General features: G+C 66.0%; 12 protein-coding genes. 4 read left to right on the top strand and 8 right to left on the bottom strand.

Annotated elements, in window-relative coordinates; all coding sequences use genetic code 11:
* The first annotated feature begins 314 nt into the window (after nt 1-314).
* Entirely contained in the window at nt 315-5,192 is a 4,878-nt protein-coding gene (locus tag Q1U94_RS05655) for an NAD-glutamate dehydrogenase (RefSeq protein WP_300542611.1), read from the top strand.
* Here the strand turns inward: Q1U94_RS05655 and Q1U94_RS05650 are convergent.
* The 7 genes from Q1U94_RS05650 to htpX form a co-directional block, all read right to left on the bottom strand.
* Nucleotides 5,183-6,031 (bottom strand): dienelactone hydrolase family protein, encoded by an 849-nt coding sequence (locus Q1U94_RS05650; RefSeq protein ID WP_300542609.1) that lies wholly within the window; start codon nt 6,029-6,031, stop codon nt 5,183-5,185. The genes Q1U94_RS05655 and Q1U94_RS05650 overlap by 10 nt on opposite strands.
* 94 nt (nt 6,032-6,125) lie before the next feature.
* The gene (gene purH / locus Q1U94_RS05645) at nt 6,126-7,721 is read right to left on the bottom strand and encodes a bifunctional phosphoribosylaminoimidazolecarboxamide formyltransferase/IMP cyclohydrolase (protein ID WP_300542607.1); all 1,596 of its coding nucleotides are present in this window, start codon (nt 7,719-7,721) and stop codon (nt 6,126-6,128) included.
* Between the two features lie 57 nt (nt 7,722-7,778).
* A complete protein-coding gene (locus Q1U94_RS05640) occupies nt 7,779-9,686 on the bottom strand; it encodes an SDR family NAD(P)-dependent oxidoreductase (RefSeq protein WP_300542606.1) in 1,908 nt (635 codons plus the stop codon).
* A complete protein-coding gene (locus tag Q1U94_RS05635) occupies nt 9,683-11,449 on the bottom strand; it encodes a heparinase II/III family protein (protein ID WP_300542605.1) in 1,767 nt (588 codons plus the stop codon). Before Q1U94_RS05635 ends, Q1U94_RS05640 begins: the two co-directional genes overlap by 4 nt.
* A gap of 5 nt (nt 11,450-11,454) precedes the next feature.
* Nucleotides 11,455-12,114, bottom strand: a complete 660-nt coding sequence (rpe, locus tag Q1U94_RS05630) for a ribulose-phosphate 3-epimerase (RefSeq protein ID WP_300542604.1) — start codon at nt 12,112-12,114, stop codon at nt 11,455-11,457.
* Nucleotides 12,115-12,184: 70 nt separating this feature from the next.
* A complete protein-coding gene (locus Q1U94_RS05625; RefSeq protein ID WP_300542602.1) occupies nt 12,185-13,483 on the bottom strand; it encodes a transcription antitermination factor NusB in 1,299 nt (432 codons plus the stop codon).
* 52 nt (nt 13,484-13,535) lie between these two features.
* A complete protein-coding gene (htpX, locus tag Q1U94_RS05620) occupies nt 13,536-14,432 on the bottom strand; it encodes a zinc metalloprotease HtpX (protein WP_300542601.1) in 897 nt (298 codons plus the stop codon).
* 59 nt (nt 14,433-14,491) lie between these two features.
* On the opposite strand from htpX, the gene Q1U94_RS05615 reads away from it, so the two are divergent.
* The 3 genes from Q1U94_RS05615 (at nt 14,492) to Q1U94_RS05605 (ending at nt 15,731) form a co-directional block, all read left to right on the top strand.
* Nucleotides 14,492-14,719 (top strand): DUF1674 domain-containing protein, encoded by a 228-nt coding sequence (locus tag Q1U94_RS05615; RefSeq protein WP_300542600.1) that lies wholly within the window; start codon nt 14,492-14,494, stop codon nt 14,717-14,719.
* Nucleotides 14,709-15,140, top strand: a complete 432-nt coding sequence (locus tag Q1U94_RS05610) for a hypothetical protein (protein ID WP_300542599.1) — start codon at nt 14,709-14,711, stop codon at nt 15,138-15,140. The genes Q1U94_RS05615 and Q1U94_RS05610 overlap by 11 nt, the downstream gene beginning before the upstream one ends.
* 72 nt (nt 15,141-15,212) lie before the next feature.
* A complete protein-coding gene (locus tag Q1U94_RS05605) occupies nt 15,213-15,731 on the top strand; it encodes a hypothetical protein (RefSeq protein ID WP_300542598.1) in 519 nt (172 codons plus the stop codon).
* 1 nt (nt 15,732) lies between these two features.
* Here Q1U94_RS05605 and pyrF read toward each other — a convergent pair whose 3' ends face one another.
* Nucleotides 15,733-16,443, bottom strand: a complete 711-nt coding sequence (gene pyrF / locus Q1U94_RS05600; protein WP_300542589.1) for an orotidine-5'-phosphate decarboxylase — start codon at nt 16,441-16,443, stop codon at nt 15,733-15,735.
* Nucleotides 16,444-16,557 lie beyond the last annotated feature (114 nt).

Raw genomic sequence — 16,557 nt, 5'->3', positions numbered from 1 at the left:
CGTTCTCCTCCCCTCGAACGGGCGGATGAGGGGCTGCTCACGACGATCAGGCCTCAAAAGAGCGTCCCCCCAGCCTGCCATTGAGGTCTGCCAGGCACCGCCGGGTTCCCCCTGTCCCTACCCGGCGGTGCCGCTTTCGTCACAGGAGTTCCTGCCCTGACAAAAAGAATGGCTTGTTTGCGTTTTCAACGGCGTAGACGGCTTGCGCCATGAGAAAACAGGTCTAGGCTCGCCCCATAACCACAACAGACCACAGGGAGCGCCACATGGGGGCGGTCGTCGGAGTCGCGCACGCGTATTCTCGCGATGAGTTCATGCAGGCCGCGCGATCGCGCTGGCAGGACCTTTACGGCAGCGAGTGCGGAGAAACGGGGACATCTTTCTTCTCCCAGATCTATGACGACGCTCTGGCGGAAGACCTGGAACAGGTTGCCGCCGCCGATCTGGCGGCGATGTGCGTCGATTTCTGGAAATATGGCCAGATGCGCGCCGGCGAGGACATACTGGTGCGCATGCGTCCGGCAACCCGTGCGAACGGTTCGGAACTGCCGCGCGACGTGCTGGAAATCATTGGCCGGGACCGGCCTTTCATCGTCGACTCGGTGATGGGCGAAATCGGGGCCCAGGGTTATGACATCCTCGCCATGTTCCATCCGATCGTGCAGGTCCGGCGGGACAATGACGGCACCCGCATCGACGAGGGCGGGCGCTGTCTGGCGGAATCGATGATCCAGGTGCATCTGCCGCCGCTGGACGAGCTGTCGCGGCGAACCCTGATCGAGGGCGTTACGGCCACTCTGGACGATGTCCGCGTGGCGGTTGAGGACTGGGCCGACATGCGCGCGCAGATGGACGAGGCGATCGCCCATCTCGGCCAGGCCAGCACCAATGCCTCTCCCGAGGAACTGGCGGAAGCATGCGAATTCCTGCGTTGGCTGCGTGACGACCATTTCGCCTTCCTGGGCTGCCGCGTTTACGACTTTGAAGTCGATGACGACGGCGCCATGGCCCAGCGCCATCCACGGGTTCGCCCGGAGACCGGGCGCGGCGTGTTGCGCGATCCGGAGCGCCATGTCTTGCGCAAGGGGTCCGAGCCGGCCGTCCTGACCCCGGCGATCGAGACTTTCCTGCGCGAACCCAGCCCGATCATCGTCGCCAAGGCCAACATGAAGTCGCGCGTCCATCGCCGCGTCTACATGGACTATATCGGTGTCAAACGGTATCGCGACGATGGCGCCGTCATCGGCGAGGCACGGTTTGTCGGCCTGTTCACTGCCGAAGCCTACGACCAGAGCGCGTCCCAGGTGCCGCTGATCCGCCGCAAGGTGCGCCGCGTGCTCGAACGCGCCGGCAAGACGCCGGGCACGCACTCGGCCAAGAAGCTGCGCAACACGGTCGAGAACTATCCGCGCGACGAACTGTTCCAGACCGACGAGAACGATCTTCTGGAAATCTGCCTGGGTATTCTCCACCTGCACGACCGGCCGCGCACCAAGCTCTTCATCCGGCGCGACCAGTTCGACCGTTTCGTGTCGGCTCTGCTCTTCGTACCGCGGGACCGCTATAGTTCGAAAGTGCGCGAGCAGGCGGGCGAGGTCATCCGCGAGGCCTTTGGCGGGCGTCTGTCCGCCTTCTATCCCCAGTTCGGCGACGGATCGCTGGCGCGGGTACACTACATCATCGGCCTCAATCCGTTCGACCATCCCGAACCCGCCATTGACGAGCTGGAACGCCGCGTGGCGCGTCTGGCGCGAACCTGGGAAGACGATCTGGAAACCCATGTGCGCCGCAATGCGCCCGAGGCGATCCGCCTGCGCATGCCGGCCTATCAGGACGCCTTCAAGGCCGGTTATCGCGAACTCTATGACCCGGAAGAGGCGCTGGCGGATGTCACCAAGCTGGAAAGCCTGGATTCGTCCGACAAGGTCGCCGTGCGCGTCTATCGCGAACCCGAGGACAGCGAGATCGAGCTGCGGCTGAAAATCTACCGGGTCGGCAAACCGGTTTCGCTGTCGCGTGTCATGCCAGTGCTGGAGAATCTCGGCCTCTACGTGGTCCAGGAGACCGGCTTCCCGGTCGATCGCCGCTGCGAGGACGGCCAGGGCGTCGACCGGGCCTATGTGCACGATTTCGAGATGAAATCGGACGCGCTCAAGGGACAGCCGCTCGATGCGCTGGCGCCGATCCTCGAGGACGCGCTCCTGGCGATGGCGGATGGCCGGGCCGAGGATGATGGTTTCAACCGGCTGATCGTCGAACTGGGCGTGACCTGGCGCGAGGCCGCCTTCCTGCGGACCTGCGCGCGTTATCGCCAGCAGACCGGGCTCGACCCGTCCCAGGCGATCCAGGAGGAGGCGCTGGCGGCCTGCCCGGATATCGCCCGTGGCCTGCTTGAACTGGCCCGTGTCAAATTCGATCCCGAATTCTCGAGGGACCAGAAGGAACGCTCCGACGCGGTCTGGAACGTATCCGACAAGCTGCGCAAGGCGCTCGACGATGTTGCGAGCCTTGACCACGATCGCGCACTGCGCCGCATCTTCCATCTGATCGAAGCCACGCTGCGTACCAATTTCTACCAGCGTGGTGCGGACGGCCTTCCCAAGGCCCGGATTGCCATCAAGATCGCCAGCGAGCTGCTGGAAGAGTTGCCGCTGCCCAAGCCTTACCGGGAGATCTTCGTCTGGTCGCCGGATGTGGAAGGCGTGCACATCCGTTTCGGCCCTGTTGCGCGCGGCGGCCTGCGCTGGTCGGACCGGCGCGACGATTTCCGCACCGAGGTACTGGGCCTGGTGAAGGCGCAGCAGGTGAAGAATGCCGTCATCGTGCCGGTCGGGTCCAAGGGCGGTTTCTATCCCAAGGCTCTGCCCCGCAATGGTACGCGGGACGAGATCTTCGAGGCCGGCCGAGAAGCCTACAAGACCTTCATCCGTGGCCTTCTCGATCTCACCGACAACATCGTCGACGATGTCGTGGTACATCCCCAGGCCACGGTGTGCTGGGACGATGAGGACCCCTATCTCGTGGTCGCCGCCGATAAGGGCACGGCGACCTTCTCCGACACGGCGAACGGCCTGGCGACGGACGAGTTCGACTTCTGGCTCGGCGATGCCTTCGCCTCGGGCGGGTCGGCCGGCTACGACCACAAGAAGATGGGTATTACTGCCCGCGGTGCGTGGGAATCGGTCAAGCGTCATTTCCGTGAGATGGGCAAGGACATACAGACCGAACCCTTCACCGTGATCGGTGTCGGTGACATGTCCGGCGACGTGTTCGGCAACGGCATGCTGTTGTCCAGGCAGATTCGCCTGATCGCCGCCTTCGACCATCGTGACATCTTCATCGATCCCGATCCGGGCGATCCGGAGACGATGTGGACCGAACGCAAACGGCTGTTCGACCTGCCGCGTTCGTCCTGGCAGGACTACGACAAGTCGCTGATTTCAAAAGGGGGTGGCGTATTCTCGCGGAGCGCCAAGTCGATTCCGCTAACGGCGGAAATGAAGGCCCTGACCGGGCTCGACAAATCGTCAATCAGCCCGACCGAGCTGATCCATGCCCTGTTGAAGGCCGATATCGAACTGCTCTGGTTCGGCGGGATCGGCACCTATGTGAAAGCAACGCACGAACAGCACTGGGAAGTCGGCGACAAGACCAATGATCACCTCCGGGTCAATGCCGACGAGGTCCAGGCCAGGGTGATCGGTGAGGGCGCCAATCTGGGATTCACCCAGGCGGCGCGGATCGAATATGGCCGTCATGGCGGTCGCGCCTATGCCGATTTCATCGACAATTCGGCCGGCGTCGACAGTTCCGACCACGAGGTCAATATCAAAATCCTGCTGCGTCCGATGGTGCGCGGCGGCGACATGTCGCGCGCTGATCGTGACAAGTTGCTGGAGTCCATGACCGACGATGTCGCGCGGCACGTGCTCAGGCACAATTACGACCAGACGCTGGCGCTTTCCATGGCAGCGCATACGGCTGTGGCCGATCTCGATGCGCATGAGCGTTTCATGTTGCGCCTCGAGGAGCTGGGCCAACTCGACAGGGAGGTCGAGGGTCTGCCGTCGAGCGAGGGGGTGCGTGCCCTGAAGGCGCGGGAACAAGGCCTGACGCGTTCGGAACTGGCCGTGCTGACCTCCTATGCCAAGATCACCCTGTTCGATCAGCTCGTGGCCTCGGACGTGCCGGACGATCCGCACTTCAAGGCCATGCTGACAAACTATTTCCCCGAGGCGCTTCACAAACTCTCCGATGCGATGGAAGGCCACCGGCTGAAGCGGGAAATCGTCTCCACCGTGCTGGCCAACCAGATGATCAATCTGGGCGGGCCGACCTTTATCCACCGCGCCATCGACTCCACGACCGCCACCGTCCCGGCAATTGCGCGGGCCTTTGAGGCCGGGCGCGAAATCTTCGGTTTTGCCGAGATGACCCAGGCCATCAATGCGCTGGACAACAAGGCGCCGGCGGCGGTGCAGATCCAGCTGCACGAGGAGATCATCCGCCTTCTGCGCCGCCAGACCTATTGGCTTGTCCGGCGCGGGCGCAACCAGGCCGCCGCCCGGAACAATTCCATTTCCGACGTCATCGCCTCCTACCGGCCCGGTGTGCAGGAATTGCGCTCCATGGTGCACGAGATCATCTCGGAACATGAGCGGCGCGGCGTCAAACAGCGCAAGCAGGCCTTTGTCGATGCGGGGGCGCCGGCCGAATTGGCCCAGGCTGTTGCGGAATTGCGGCCACTGACATCCTCGACCGATGTCATCGACATGGCCAATGACCATGACTGGCCGCTGGCCTCGACATCCTACATATACCACGCCACCGGTGCCCGTTTCTCCTTCGACCGGTTGCGCGGACTGGGCCAGGACGTGTCGTCCAACCTGCACTGGGACCGGCTTGCCGTGCGGCGTCTGATGGAAGACTTCTACGCCAGTCAGCAGGCGATCACAGCTTCGGCGATGCGGTTTGCCCAGCAGGCGGGCGGCTCGTTGTCGGCGGGGATTGAACAGCCGTCGCGCGACTGGGCCGATGCGCTGATTGAAGCCTGGAACACGGTGAATGAGGAAGAGGCCGGCCGGGTCGACTCGGTGCAGCGCCAGCTCGATGAGTCGGGCGGCTGGACACTGTCCAAACTCTCCATCGCCTCGACCCAGCTCGGTGAAATGGCGGCCGTCGCTCAGCCCTGATCGAAGGCACTGCCGAGAATCTCGACCAGGTGTTTGCGGGCGCGGCCGGCGGCATCTGCATCATACTCCATACGCGGATCGGGCGGCTGGTCGGGCTCGTCGAAGGCATGTGTGAGCCCGTCCCAGAGCGCGTAGTCCACGCGTACACCGGCCTGCCCGGCCCGTTCGAACAGGCGCACGCAATCGCCGGCGGGGGCCACCACATCGTTTCCCGCTAGGATCGCATGGACCGGAATATCCGGATCCAGATCGCGCCCGTCGGTGCGGACGGGAAATCCGCAATAGGGGTAGATCAAAATGGTGGTGCGCACATGGTCGGGCAAACTCACACCCTCCCCTTCCAGCGCTGCCGGCCGCTGTTCTGCGCCCGAAAACCCCAGCGCGTCCAGAATGGTCCAGCCGCCGTGGCTCCAGCCGATCAGGGCCAGGTTCGCGCTGTCGATGCGCGGATCGGCAGCCGCCAAGGCAATGGCGGCGTGCACGTCGGCCGCCCGTTCCTGACCCCACAGGCGCAGGGCGGTGCAGACCTGGCTCATCGCTGCGAAACGGCCTATTCCGCGGGCCGCGTTCGATCCGACAATCATGACACCGTAGCCGGCGTCCAGGACCGCTGCCGCATAGTCCTCCTGCACCTGCCGCAATCCGCCGCACCCGTGAAACATGACAAGCGTCGGCACGGCGTGCCCGGCACCGGGCGGGATGCGTATACTGACGTGGCCGGTGAGCAATTCACCCTGCTGAGCGAGACTGCGGCGGGGCACAGACCAGCCGGCGGCATTGCCCGCAGCACAGGCCGCGAGACCTCCGACCGTGACGGTGAGACCACAGAGGCCGGCCACTATCAGGCTTCTCACACGCATGATGCGAGCTTGTCGGCCTGCGGCCGTGGCGGTCAACGCTAAACGGATCCACCAGCAGGGCGAGATCGGCGCTTCAGTGCCGGAAGTGCCGCATGCCGGTGAACACCATGGCGATGCCGGCTTCGTTGGCGGCGGCGATCACTTCGTCGTCGCGGATCGATCCGCCCGGCTGGATCACGGCGGTGGCGCCGGCTTCGGCTGCGGCGTGCAGTCCGTCGGCGAAGGGGAAGAACGCATCGGACGCGCAGACCGATCCCTTAGTCCGCGCCTCGTCCCAACCGTGCTCGGCAGCGGTGGCCTCGGCCTTGCGCACGGCCAACCGGGCCGCCTCGAGACGGCTCGTCTGGCCCATGCCGATGCCGGCAGTCGACCCGTTTCGGGCATAGACGATGGCATTGGATTTGACGTGCTTGACGATTTTCCAGGCGAACAGGAGGTCGGCGAGTTCGGCCTCGGTCGGCTCGCGCTCGGTCACCGTCTTGAGGTCGTCCAGCGAAATCATGCCGGTATCGCGTTGCTGGACCAGCAGTCCTCCGGCTACCGTCTTGGTCATCCAGCCGCCCCGGCCCGGGTCGGGCATGCCGCCGGTCAGGAGTACGCGCAGATTGGACTTGCCGGACAATACAGCCAGTGCATCCTCGTCGGCTTCGGGGGCGACCACGACTTCGGTGAAGATCTTGACCAGCTCACCCGCGGTTTCCGCGTCCAGCTTGCGATTCATGGCGACAATGCCGCCGAATGCGGAAATCGGATCGGCCGCGAAAGCCCTCTCGTAAGCCACGGCGAGATCGTCGTGCATGGCCACCCCGCAGGGATTGGCGTGCTTGACGATCACCACGGCCGCCTTGTCGGACGGGTCGAACTCGCCGGCCAGCTCGAAGGCGGCATCGGCGTCGGCCAGATTGTTGTAGCTCAGCGCCTTGCCCTGAACCTGCCGGGCCGTGGCGATCCCGGGCCGGTCTTCCGGCGTGGCGTAGAATGCGGCTTTCTGATGTGGGTTTTCGCCATAGCGCAGCGGCTGGGCCAGCGCACCGCCAAAGGCACGCCATGCGGGAGCCGGTTCGCCCAGTTCCTCGGCGAACCAATTCGAGATTGCCGCATCGTAGGCCGCAGTCCGGGCATAGGATTTGGCCGCCAGCGTCTGGCGCAGCGAAAACGGGACCGCACCTTCGTGTTCGCCCATGGCCGCAATCACGGCGTCGACGTCTTCGCCGTCGGTACACACGCATACCCAGGCGTGGTTCTTGGCGGCAGCACGGATCATGGCCGGGCCGCCGATATCGATATTCTCGACGCAGGCGGCATAATCGCCACCCTTCGCGACGGTTTCCTCGAACGGATAGAGATTGACGTAGAGCAGGTCGATATTGGGAATGCCGTGTTCCGACATAGAGGCGCGGTCTTCGCCATTGTCGCGCCGGCCCAGAAGCCCCCCGTGAACGCGCGGGTGCAGCGTCTTGAGGCGGCCGTCCATCATTTCCGGGAATTCCGTGACCTCGGAAACGTCCTTCGCCGCGATGCCGGCGTCGGTGAGCGCCTTCAGCGTCCCGCCGGTGGAAAGGATCTCCACCCCGGCATCGGCCAATTGGCGGCCGCGCTCGACCAGGCCGGCCTTGTCGGACACGGAAATCAGGGCACGACGCACGGGCGCAAGTTCAAGGTCGGACATTGTCGGGACTCCGTTCGGTCAATCCGGATGTGCGCGGCGAGGTATCACGCCGGGCGGTCAAGTCAATCCGGCGGACTCGCGTGGACGCAGGGCACACAGGGTTTCCAGCGCCGCAGTCGCAGGCTCGCGGTGCCCGGACTCGGCAGACTGAAGCAGGGTATCGAGCGCCTGGGCAACCATGTCCGCATCGAGCGTCGGCCCCGTAATCGACCAGACGCCGTCGACCGACGTCGCATCGCGGCTTTCGAAATCGTAGACAAGGCTCTCGTGCCGCTTTTCGCCGGGACGCAGGCCGACGATGGAAATCGCGCCCGGCACGTCCGGATCCCGTCCGCGCAGGCGCAGCAATTGCCGCGCCAGGCGCAGGATGGAGATGGGTTTGCCCATGTCGAGGACATAGAGCGCCCCGTTCAGAGCCGGGTCGAACGCTGTCTGGGCGGCGGCGTCGAGCACGAGGCCAGAGGCCTCTTCCACGGTCATGAAATAGCGGGTGGCCTCCGGGTCGGTCACGGTAACCGGATCGCCGGCCTCGATCTGACGCTCGAACAGCGGCACCACCGAACCGGTCGACCCCAGGACATTGCCGAAGCGAACAACGCAGATCCGCGTGTCCGATCCGTCAGTTGCCGCGGCGCGGGCATAGAGCTCGGCGGCGCGCTTGGTGGCGCCCATGATGTTGCTGGGATTGACGGCCTTGTCGGTCGAGATGAGGGCCACGATCCGGGCTTTGTGGCGTTTGGCGGCCTCGATCGTATTCACGGTGCCGATCACATTCGTGCGCACGGCCTCTCCGGGATTGAGCTCGCTCATCGGCACGTGCTTCAGTGCAGCCGCGTGCAGCACGACGTCCGGCTTCTCCTCGCCGAACACGGTATCCAGCCGGTCGGTATCGCGAATATCCCCGAGCACGGCACGCCAGGCGATCCGGGGGGCGCGGCGGGTGAATTCGAGATCGATCTCGTAGAGATTGGCTTCCGAGGCGTCGAAGAAGATGAGTTTTTCCGGATTCAGTGTTGCCGCGAGACGCGCCAGCTGCGATCCGATCGTGCCGCCGGCTCCGGTGATCAGCACCCGTTTGCCCTCGATCAGCGGCCGGGCCGGTTCGAGATTGGGCGGCCGGGGGGGACGGTTCAGCAGGTCGGCGGCCTCGACAGGTGAAAACGCCCCGGGGCCGTCGGCCGGACGGGCGCGAGAGAGTTTGGCACCTGTTTGCGCGGCTATCCGGATGAGTTCGTTGACGATCTCGACATCGGTCACCGTCCCGGCCAGAACCAGGCGGGGCGGTTCCGCCTCTGCGCGGGCCAGGCGTTCCAGTGCGGGCTCTATGGCCGACATGCCGCCAAGTACCGGAACGCCGCGAATGGCGTGGCCGGTCAGATCGGACTGCGGTTCGATAAGCCCCTTGGGCCGGAACGGCGCCGATCCGTTGCGCCGGATGATATCGCGCAGCGCGTCGTCGAGCTCGGCCTCGGTGCCTACAAGGATCGCGGCCGGCTTGGACCGGTCCTCCACTTGCAGGACGCCCCGCAGGCCCTGCGTGCGCAAGGCCGCGACGAGAAAGCGCGGCGCCAGCAGCAGGCCGATGAGGATGGGAATGTCGATCAGGATCGATGTGCGCGGGAATCCGTCCAGACGGTTTATCAGGAACAGGACCGGCAGGAAGACAAGATTGGCGACAAGTGTCGCCCGGATGACCCGGGCCGCGTCGTTGAGAGCGGTATAGCGCCACAGACCCCGATGCAGGCCTTCGATCGGAAAGACGAGGGCGCAGGCCAGCGCGAATACGGCAACGGACTGCAGCAGGACCTGGTCCGGCGGATCGGTGGGTTCGAAACGATAGCGCAGATGGACGGCGGCCCACATGGAAAACGCACCGGCCGCGAGGTCGAACAGGGCCACAGCGACCATGGACAGCTGGTTGCGGGCAGCGGCGGTATCTTTCATGCCGGGCCGTGGCTTGGTCATCCGGTTTCCCCCCCTGCGCCCCCGATCCGGCCTAGGCGCTGAAAAGCCCAGCGAACACGATTGGGCGGTCGGTCCCCGGCGCCGAACGGTTCTGCTTCTCCATGTATTACTATCTGGCTGGCGCGTTGTGGAGGTGCTCCGGCTGCCAAATACACTGAACGCTCCAATCGGATGGGTCCGCCATCGGTCCGGAAACGCCAGCCGTCGCCATTGGGTTGCACCAGAAGGGCGCTCATCGAATCGCGCGACAGGGACGCGCGTACGCTGGGATGCAGATGGAAGCGGATGGCGAAGCGCCATCGCACCTCGACATCCTCCGGAGGACCATCGGAGACCGGCCGGAACAGGGCATCCTCGCCGCGCAGATCGCCGCCGTCGGCGGCCAGGAATACACGCCGGCGGTGCGACAGGCCGTATTCCTCGCGATAGCCTTCGTGCACGCCCTCCAGCCAGATGCCCATCTCCTCCTCATTGCGCCGTGCGGTGACGGAGTGGGGCGCGGTTGCCAGGCGCGGTCCCAGAAGGTCGCGCTGCCAGCCGGGCGGGAAGAGGCGGGCGGAGGAGGTTTCGTCCAGGGTGAGGGTGGAATGGGCGGCGGTGGCCCGCACGGCCTCCCGCCAGTTGGACGGCTGATCGCCGTGCCAGCCGCAATTCACGACCAGGCGTCCGCCGGGCGTGCACAATTCGAAGGCCAGTGCGCTGGCATGGGCCCCTGTGCTCAGCGGGCCGCGCGGGGCCTGCCCCACATCGACGAGGATGGTGGCACCGCCGGCCTCGGCGCGGTGATAGCCGGAATGCGGGGCAAAACCGAACGGCCGGGCTTTGGTGTCATCCTGCGCGAGAACCGCGTCCAGGGCCCGGCGGTCGCCTTCGCCGCCGCCGTGGAAACTGGCCAGCCCACCGTCCGGCAGGCGGAAAAAGCGCGCCATCGGGGCCAGCCGATCCATGGCGCGGCCGATTTCAGGAGGAAGGTCGACGCCGGCAGCCTCGGCGGCATCGCGCACTGTGACCAGATCGATCAGCGCTTCGGCGCAGGCCCGTGGCGAGCGCGAGAGGTGGCCGCCATCGGGCAGAATCTGGCGCTGAACCTCGCGTGCGAGTGCCTGCAGGCCGGCGCGTTGCAGCGCGGCCTGGCGCGGCAGGCACAGTCCGCTCAGCGACAAGGCTGCCGCGCAGCGCAGTCGCACGGATCCGTCATGGGCGATCGGCAGGGAACGCTGCAGATACCGGGCCTGGCGCAACAGCGCGCGAAAGCGCGCCTGGCGATGCTTCTTCGGCTCGCCGGTCTCGTTGAACAGGACAGCTCCGCAGCGCAGCCAGTTGAGCAGACGATGCGACAGGACGCCATGCGACCAGGCGAAACTGTTCCAGCGGCCGAAGCCGCGAACCCAGCTGTCGACCATAGCGCGCGCGCTGGAGGCGCTGTCATCGTCGTCCACGGCGATGCAGTCGCGCAGCCAGCCGAACCCGTGCAGCCGCCGGGCAAAGGCCCGCGTCGGCGCAGGGTGATGCCAGGCGTGAACCGGATCGTCCACGCCGAACGTCTCGCCGGCCAGGGCGAAGCGGCCCGTCATGATGGCAGCTCCGCGCACCGGATCGGCTGCGTAGAGATCGGTGGGTATGACGGTCAGTTCGGCCGGAATACCGGTCAGGTCGTGCAGGCCGGAGGGCAGGCCGATGGCATTGAGCGTGGAGGACGCTTCACGCCGCATCGCCATCACGGTGGCGCCGGCATAGTCGGACAGACGCACCGTACGAGCCATGACGGTCAGCCGCGCAAGGCTTTGATATTGCCGGAATAGGCTGCCGGACCGCCCTTGAAGACGGCGGACCCGGCAACGAGGGCATGGGCTCCGGCGGAACGGCAGGCCTTGGCGGTGTCCGGATTCACACCGCCATCGACTTCGATCGTCGTCGTGAGCCCGCGCTTGTCGATCGTTTGCCGCAAGGTTTCGATCTTGCGCAGCTGGTTGTCGATGAAACTCTGCCCGCCAAAGCCCGGATTGACGCTCATCACCAGGACAAGATCGAGCTCGTCGAGGACATAATCGACAATGTCCGGCGGGGTCGAGGGGTTCAGCGCCGCACCGGCCTTGGTCCCGCAGCTGCGAATCTTCTGTACTGTGCGGTGAAAATGCGGCCCGGCTTCCGGATGAGCCGTGATGATGTCGGCGCCTGCATCCACGAAAGCGTCGATATAGGGGTCGACCGGAGTGATCATCAGATGCACGTCGAAGGGCTTTTTGCTGTGTGGGCGCAGCGCTTTCACGACGCCCGGGCCGATGGTCAGATTGGGCACGTAATGCCCGTCCATGACGTCGACATGAATCCAGTCGGCGCCGGCTTCGTCGATGGCGCGGACCTCTTCGCCCAGCTTGGCGAAATCGGCCGACAGGATCGACGGCGAGATGATCGTGGATGTGCCCATGCCGGTTCCGATAACAGCGGGACCTGACGGGCGCAAGCGATGCTCGTCACGGCCGGCGCTTTTGCCGATGTCAGGTACGCTTTTCGAACCGGGCGGCGAAAAACCCGTCCATGCCGCCCCGGTCGGCCCAGAGCGCCGGGGTCAGCCGCAATCCGCCCTCCGGCGTGATCGCCTCGGCGAGGCCCGGCACTTCGCCGTCCTGGATCGCCACCGGTTTCAGATCCTTGCGATTGCGCAGCAGCGCAGCTGCAAACTGCTCACCCTCTTCCGGCTGCAGCGAGCAGGTGCAAATCACCAGCCAGCCTCCGGGGCGCAGCATGCGTGTCGCGGCTCCAGCCAGTTCCAGCTGGAGTTTCGCCATGCGCTGGACATCGCCGGGCTTCTTGATCCAGCCGGCTTCGGGATGGCGCCGCATGGTGCCGGTCGCGGTACAGGGCGCATCCAGCAGGACTGCGTCGGCTTCGCCCTTGGGGCGGAAACGCCGCACATCCTCTGTCGCGACGGAGGCGCGCAGTCCGGTGCGGGCGAGATTGTCGCGCAGGCGTTTCAGCCGGCTTTCATTGCTGTCCACCGCGGTTACACGTGCCCCCAGGGCTGCGAGCTGAAGCGTCTTTCCGCCCGGTGCGGCACACAGGTCGACAACATGCCGGCCGGGTTGCACACCCAGAAGCGTAGCGGGAATGGCGGCCGCGGCATCCTGGGCCCACCACGCCCCCTCGCGGAAGCCGGGAAGTTGGGTCACATCGCCGATCTCGCGCCGGCGCAGCGTGCCGTTTGGCAGGATTTCGGCCTCCAGCGCCTCCGCCCAGCGTTCGCGTTCGGCGGCATCCTTGACCGTCAGGTCCAGCGGCGGCGGCTGCATCTGGATGCCGGCAATGCGCGAGAGCCCGCCCGGCCCGTAGGCCTTGCGCCAGCTGCGCGCGATCCAGTCGGGAAGACTGTCGCGCGGGGCGGTGCGTGCGGCGATGTCGCGGCCTTCGCGCACGATACGACGCAGAACGGCATTGATAACGCCTTTCAGGCCATAGGTCTCGGTACTGTCTTCGCAAAGCGCGACCGTGGTCGAGACGACGGCGTGCGGGGCGCCCTCCATCCACAGGAGCTGGGTCGCGCCGGTAACCAGCAGCGCGGCGGCCGGTTCGGGCATTTCATGCAGCGGTTTGGCGAGGAATTGCGCCAGAACGTGGCGGGTCTGGCCCAGGCGGCGGAAGGCGGTCGCCAGGATGGCCCGCGCGAACGCCCGGTCCCGGTCGCTCATTGAGCGATAGCCGGGTGCGTGTTCCAGCGCCGGTTCCAGCGCGCGGCGATCGCGCAATATGGTGGCATAGGCCAGGGCGGCGCAGCGCCGCGGAGCAAATCCGTCCTTCATCCGGCGGGAGCTAGCACGGGCCGCCCGGCCCGTCTAATCCCCGTGCCACGCGCTATCCCCAAGGCCCGCGCGGTGCCCAGGGACCCGATCGAACGGCAGCTGCCGCCCCGGCCATTTCGCGCAGTTTGGCGATCCGGTTGGCCGTATCGGGGTGGGTGGAGAAGAGATTGTCCATGTTCTGCCCGTTGAGCGGGTTGATGATGAACATGTGCGCCGTAGCTGGATTGCGTTCCGCGCCGGCATTCAGCGTTCGCCGCGCCGTACGCTCGACTTTCTCCAGGGCGCTGGCCAGTGCCATCGGTTTGCCGAGGATTTCCGCGCCGACACGGTCGGCCTCGTATTCGCGGGCCCGGCTTATCGCACTCTGCACCAGCATCGCGGCCATCGGCGCAAAGATCATCAGGGCGATCGTGCCAATGATGCCGGCTCGGTTGTTGCCGCCGAAGAAGAGGGCGAAATTGGCCAGCATGCCGATTGCGCCGGCCAGGGTCGCCGTAACGGTCATCGTCAGGGTGTCGCGATTTCTTATATGCGCCAGCTCGTGTGCCATCACACCCTGGATCTCCTCCCGGTCGAGCCGGGCCAGGAGGCCGGTCGTGGCGGCGACGGCGGCGTGGTTCGGGTCACGGCCGGTGGCGAAGGCATTGGGCTGATCGGTCTCCATCACGAAGACGCGCGGTACCGGCAGGCCGGCCCGCCGGGCCAGCGTCTCGACGTCCGCCGCATACTGCCGCAGTTGCGGATGACGCTCGTCCGGGCCGATTTCCCGGGCGCCATGCATGCGCAGCACCATGTCGGCGGAGTTCCACCAGGCAAACAGGTTCATGACGGCGGCGGCGACGAGCGCGACCAGGGCCCCGGCCGGGCCGCCGAGCAGGTATCCGATACCCATGAACAGCGCCGTCATCCCGGCGAGCAGGAGAAAGGTGCGAAGCGAATTGGCAGTCATCGTGTTGCGAGCACTCCCGTGATATTGGCGAATACGCCGCTGCGGACTAGATAGATGGTATGACCCAGACTGAACGGCAAGACGGGACGGGTGCCTCCCCGATCCCCGCCAACGCGGCGCCGGGCAAGACGCTGACACCGGCCGCCCGCCGGGCCCTGGAAGAGGCCGAGGCGCGGCGTGCCGCGGCCGATGGGCAGGATACGCCTGTCGAGCTTGGCGGCCGCAAGGGACCGGAACCGACCCGGTTCGGCGATTGGGAGAAGAAGGGTATCATCTGTGATTTCTGACACGCCGGCGACAGCCCGCTTCCGGTTCGACCACGAGCGGGAAATTGTCGAGATCATCTGGTCGGGGGCGCTGTCCGCGGAAGCGGTCATGCGCATGCTGGACCAGCTTGCGGCGCATCCGGAATGGAAACCGCACTACAATCGTTTGGTCACCTATACGAGCGAACTCGCGCCGGGCCATGTCGATTTTGAAGCCTTGCAGGCTTTCAAGCGCGTGCAGGACAGGTGGCACGCCGAGCATATTCCCGGCGAATTCATCCATGCGGCCAATGTCTACACACTCGATGCGATGGCGGCGCTCGTGCGGGTCTGGGAAGTGCTGACCGAAAAGGGCCCCTATTTCCAGGTGCGCGGTTTCCGGACACGTGAGGAAGCCGTTGCATGGCTCGAGTCGGTCAAGGGTATTGCGCGTCCCGTTTGAACGGCAACGTCCCGGCTCGCCCGAGGCGCGCAGACGCTTAGCGCTGCCACATTCCTGCGCTAGTGTGCCGGGATGGCACAGTTTTGCAGAATTGCCCTGGCCGGCCTGACCGGCGCCGTGCTGAGCGGTTCGGCCGCGACGGCCCAGCTTGCGCGCCCGGACCGGGAATGCACGCCCGAAGAGATCGAACTCGCTCTGGCCGGGGACTATTCCGGGCCGCCCTGCCGTTTCACACAGATGCCGCCTGGTGCCCGTCCCGCGCCGACAGAGGCCCGTCTTGCCGGTGCGCCGCCGCGGAATGAGAGGCCGGTCCCGCAGGCCCGGCCGGTGGCGGAACGGATCCACTCCGGCCCGGCGGAGGCGGCCGTCGCTCCCGCGCGCGTAGTGCTGGACGACAATTTCTTCGCCTCCAGCCTGGCGGGCGGTGTGGAACGGCCCTACCGGCCGCTCTACAGCTATCGCGGCATCATTCTGATCGCGGCAGACGGCGAAGTGCGCACAGGCTTTGCCGGTCTGGGGCATCGCATCCGCACGGTCAGGGCGATCGACGCACCGGCCGTCCGCCCTCCCCGGGCCTATCCCTACAACTAGATCAGGCTGCAACCGGCGGAATACCGGCCATCTCCGCCACGATGGCACGGGCGGCGGCGGCCGGGTCCTGTGCGGCATTGACCGGACGGCCGATGACCAGATGTGTGGCCCCCTGCCCCAGCGCCGAGGCCGGTGTGGCCACGCGCTTCTGGTCGCCGGTTTCCGCACCGGCCGGCCGGATACCCGGCGTGACGATCAGGAAGCCGTCGCCGAAGCGCTGGCGGATTGCGGCGGCCTCGTGAGCGCTGGCCACAACGCCGTCGACACCACACTCCAGCGCCTGTTCCACGCGCCGAAGCACCAGGTCGCGTGCGCCGAAGGCATAGCCCATTTCGGCCAGCATGGCGTCGTCATAGCTGGTCAGCACCGTGACGCCGAGAATGCGCAGCGGCGAGTCGTCCCGGCCGGCGACAGCAGCCCGCATGACCGGTGGCTCCGCATGCACGGTCAACAGGTCGGCGCCGCCTGTCGTGATCGATCGCGTGGCCTTCTCCACCGTCGCCGGAATGTCGTGCAGCTTAAAGTCCAGGAACACGTCCTTGCCGGCCTGTTTGAGACGCTTGCCCAGTGCCATCCCGCCCACAGGCAGAAGCTGGAGGCCGATCTTGTAGAAGCTGACGGCGTCGCCAATGGCCTCGGTTATGGCCCAGGCTTCGTCGGTCGTCGGCGTGTCCAGCGCGACAATGAGGCGGGGGTCGGATGTGCGTGACATGGCGGTCTTCTAGGCCGAGTTGCCGGAAAAGATCAAGGACAGGCGAACCCCGCCGAAGGCAGAGGCGGAGGGGCCGTAGAGGGCGCGGCGTCAGGGCCAGCGCTGTAGTGGCGG

The organism is Maricaulis sp., from assembly GCF_030149515.1.
Lineage (GTDB): Bacteria > Pseudomonadota > Alphaproteobacteria > Caulobacterales > Maricaulaceae > Maricaulis.
This window is presented reverse-complemented; position numbering and strand designations above follow the sequence as displayed.

Coding starts and splice junctions, on each gene's coding strand:
- htpX (WP_300542601.1), bottom strand. CDS start 14,432: ATGACTGCCAATTCGCTTCGCACCTTTCTCCTGCTCGCCGGGATGACG.
- Q1U94_RS05605 (WP_300542598.1), top strand. CDS start 15,213: ATGGCACAGTTTTGCAGAATTGCCCTGGCCGGCCTGACCGGCGCCGTG.
- Q1U94_RS05640 (WP_300542606.1), bottom strand. CDS start 9,686: ATGACCAAGCCACGGCCCGGCATGAAAGATACCGCCGCTGCCCGCAAC.
- Q1U94_RS05635 (WP_300542605.1), bottom strand. CDS start 11,449: ATGGCTCGTACGGTGCGTCTGTCCGACTATGCCGGCGCCACCGTGATG.
- Q1U94_RS05615 (WP_300542600.1), top strand. CDS start 14,492: ATGACCCAGACTGAACGGCAAGACGGGACGGGTGCCTCCCCGATCCCC.
- Q1U94_RS05625 (WP_300542602.1), bottom strand. CDS start 13,483: ATGAAGGACGGATTTGCTCCGCGGCGCTGCGCCGCCCTGGCCTATGCC.
- rpe (WP_300542604.1), bottom strand. CDS start 12,114: ATGGGCACATCCACGATCATCTCGCCGTCGATCCTGTCGGCCGATTTC.
- Q1U94_RS05655 (WP_300542611.1), top strand. CDS start 315: ATGCAGGCCGCGCGATCGCGCTGGCAGGACCTTTACGGCAGCGAGTGC.
- purH (WP_300542607.1), bottom strand. CDS start 7,721: ATGTCCGACCTTGAACTTGCGCCCGTGCGTCGTGCCCTGATTTCCGTG.
- pyrF (WP_300542589.1), bottom strand. CDS start 16,443: ATGTCACGCACATCCGACCCCCGCCTCATTGTCGCGCTGGACACGCCG.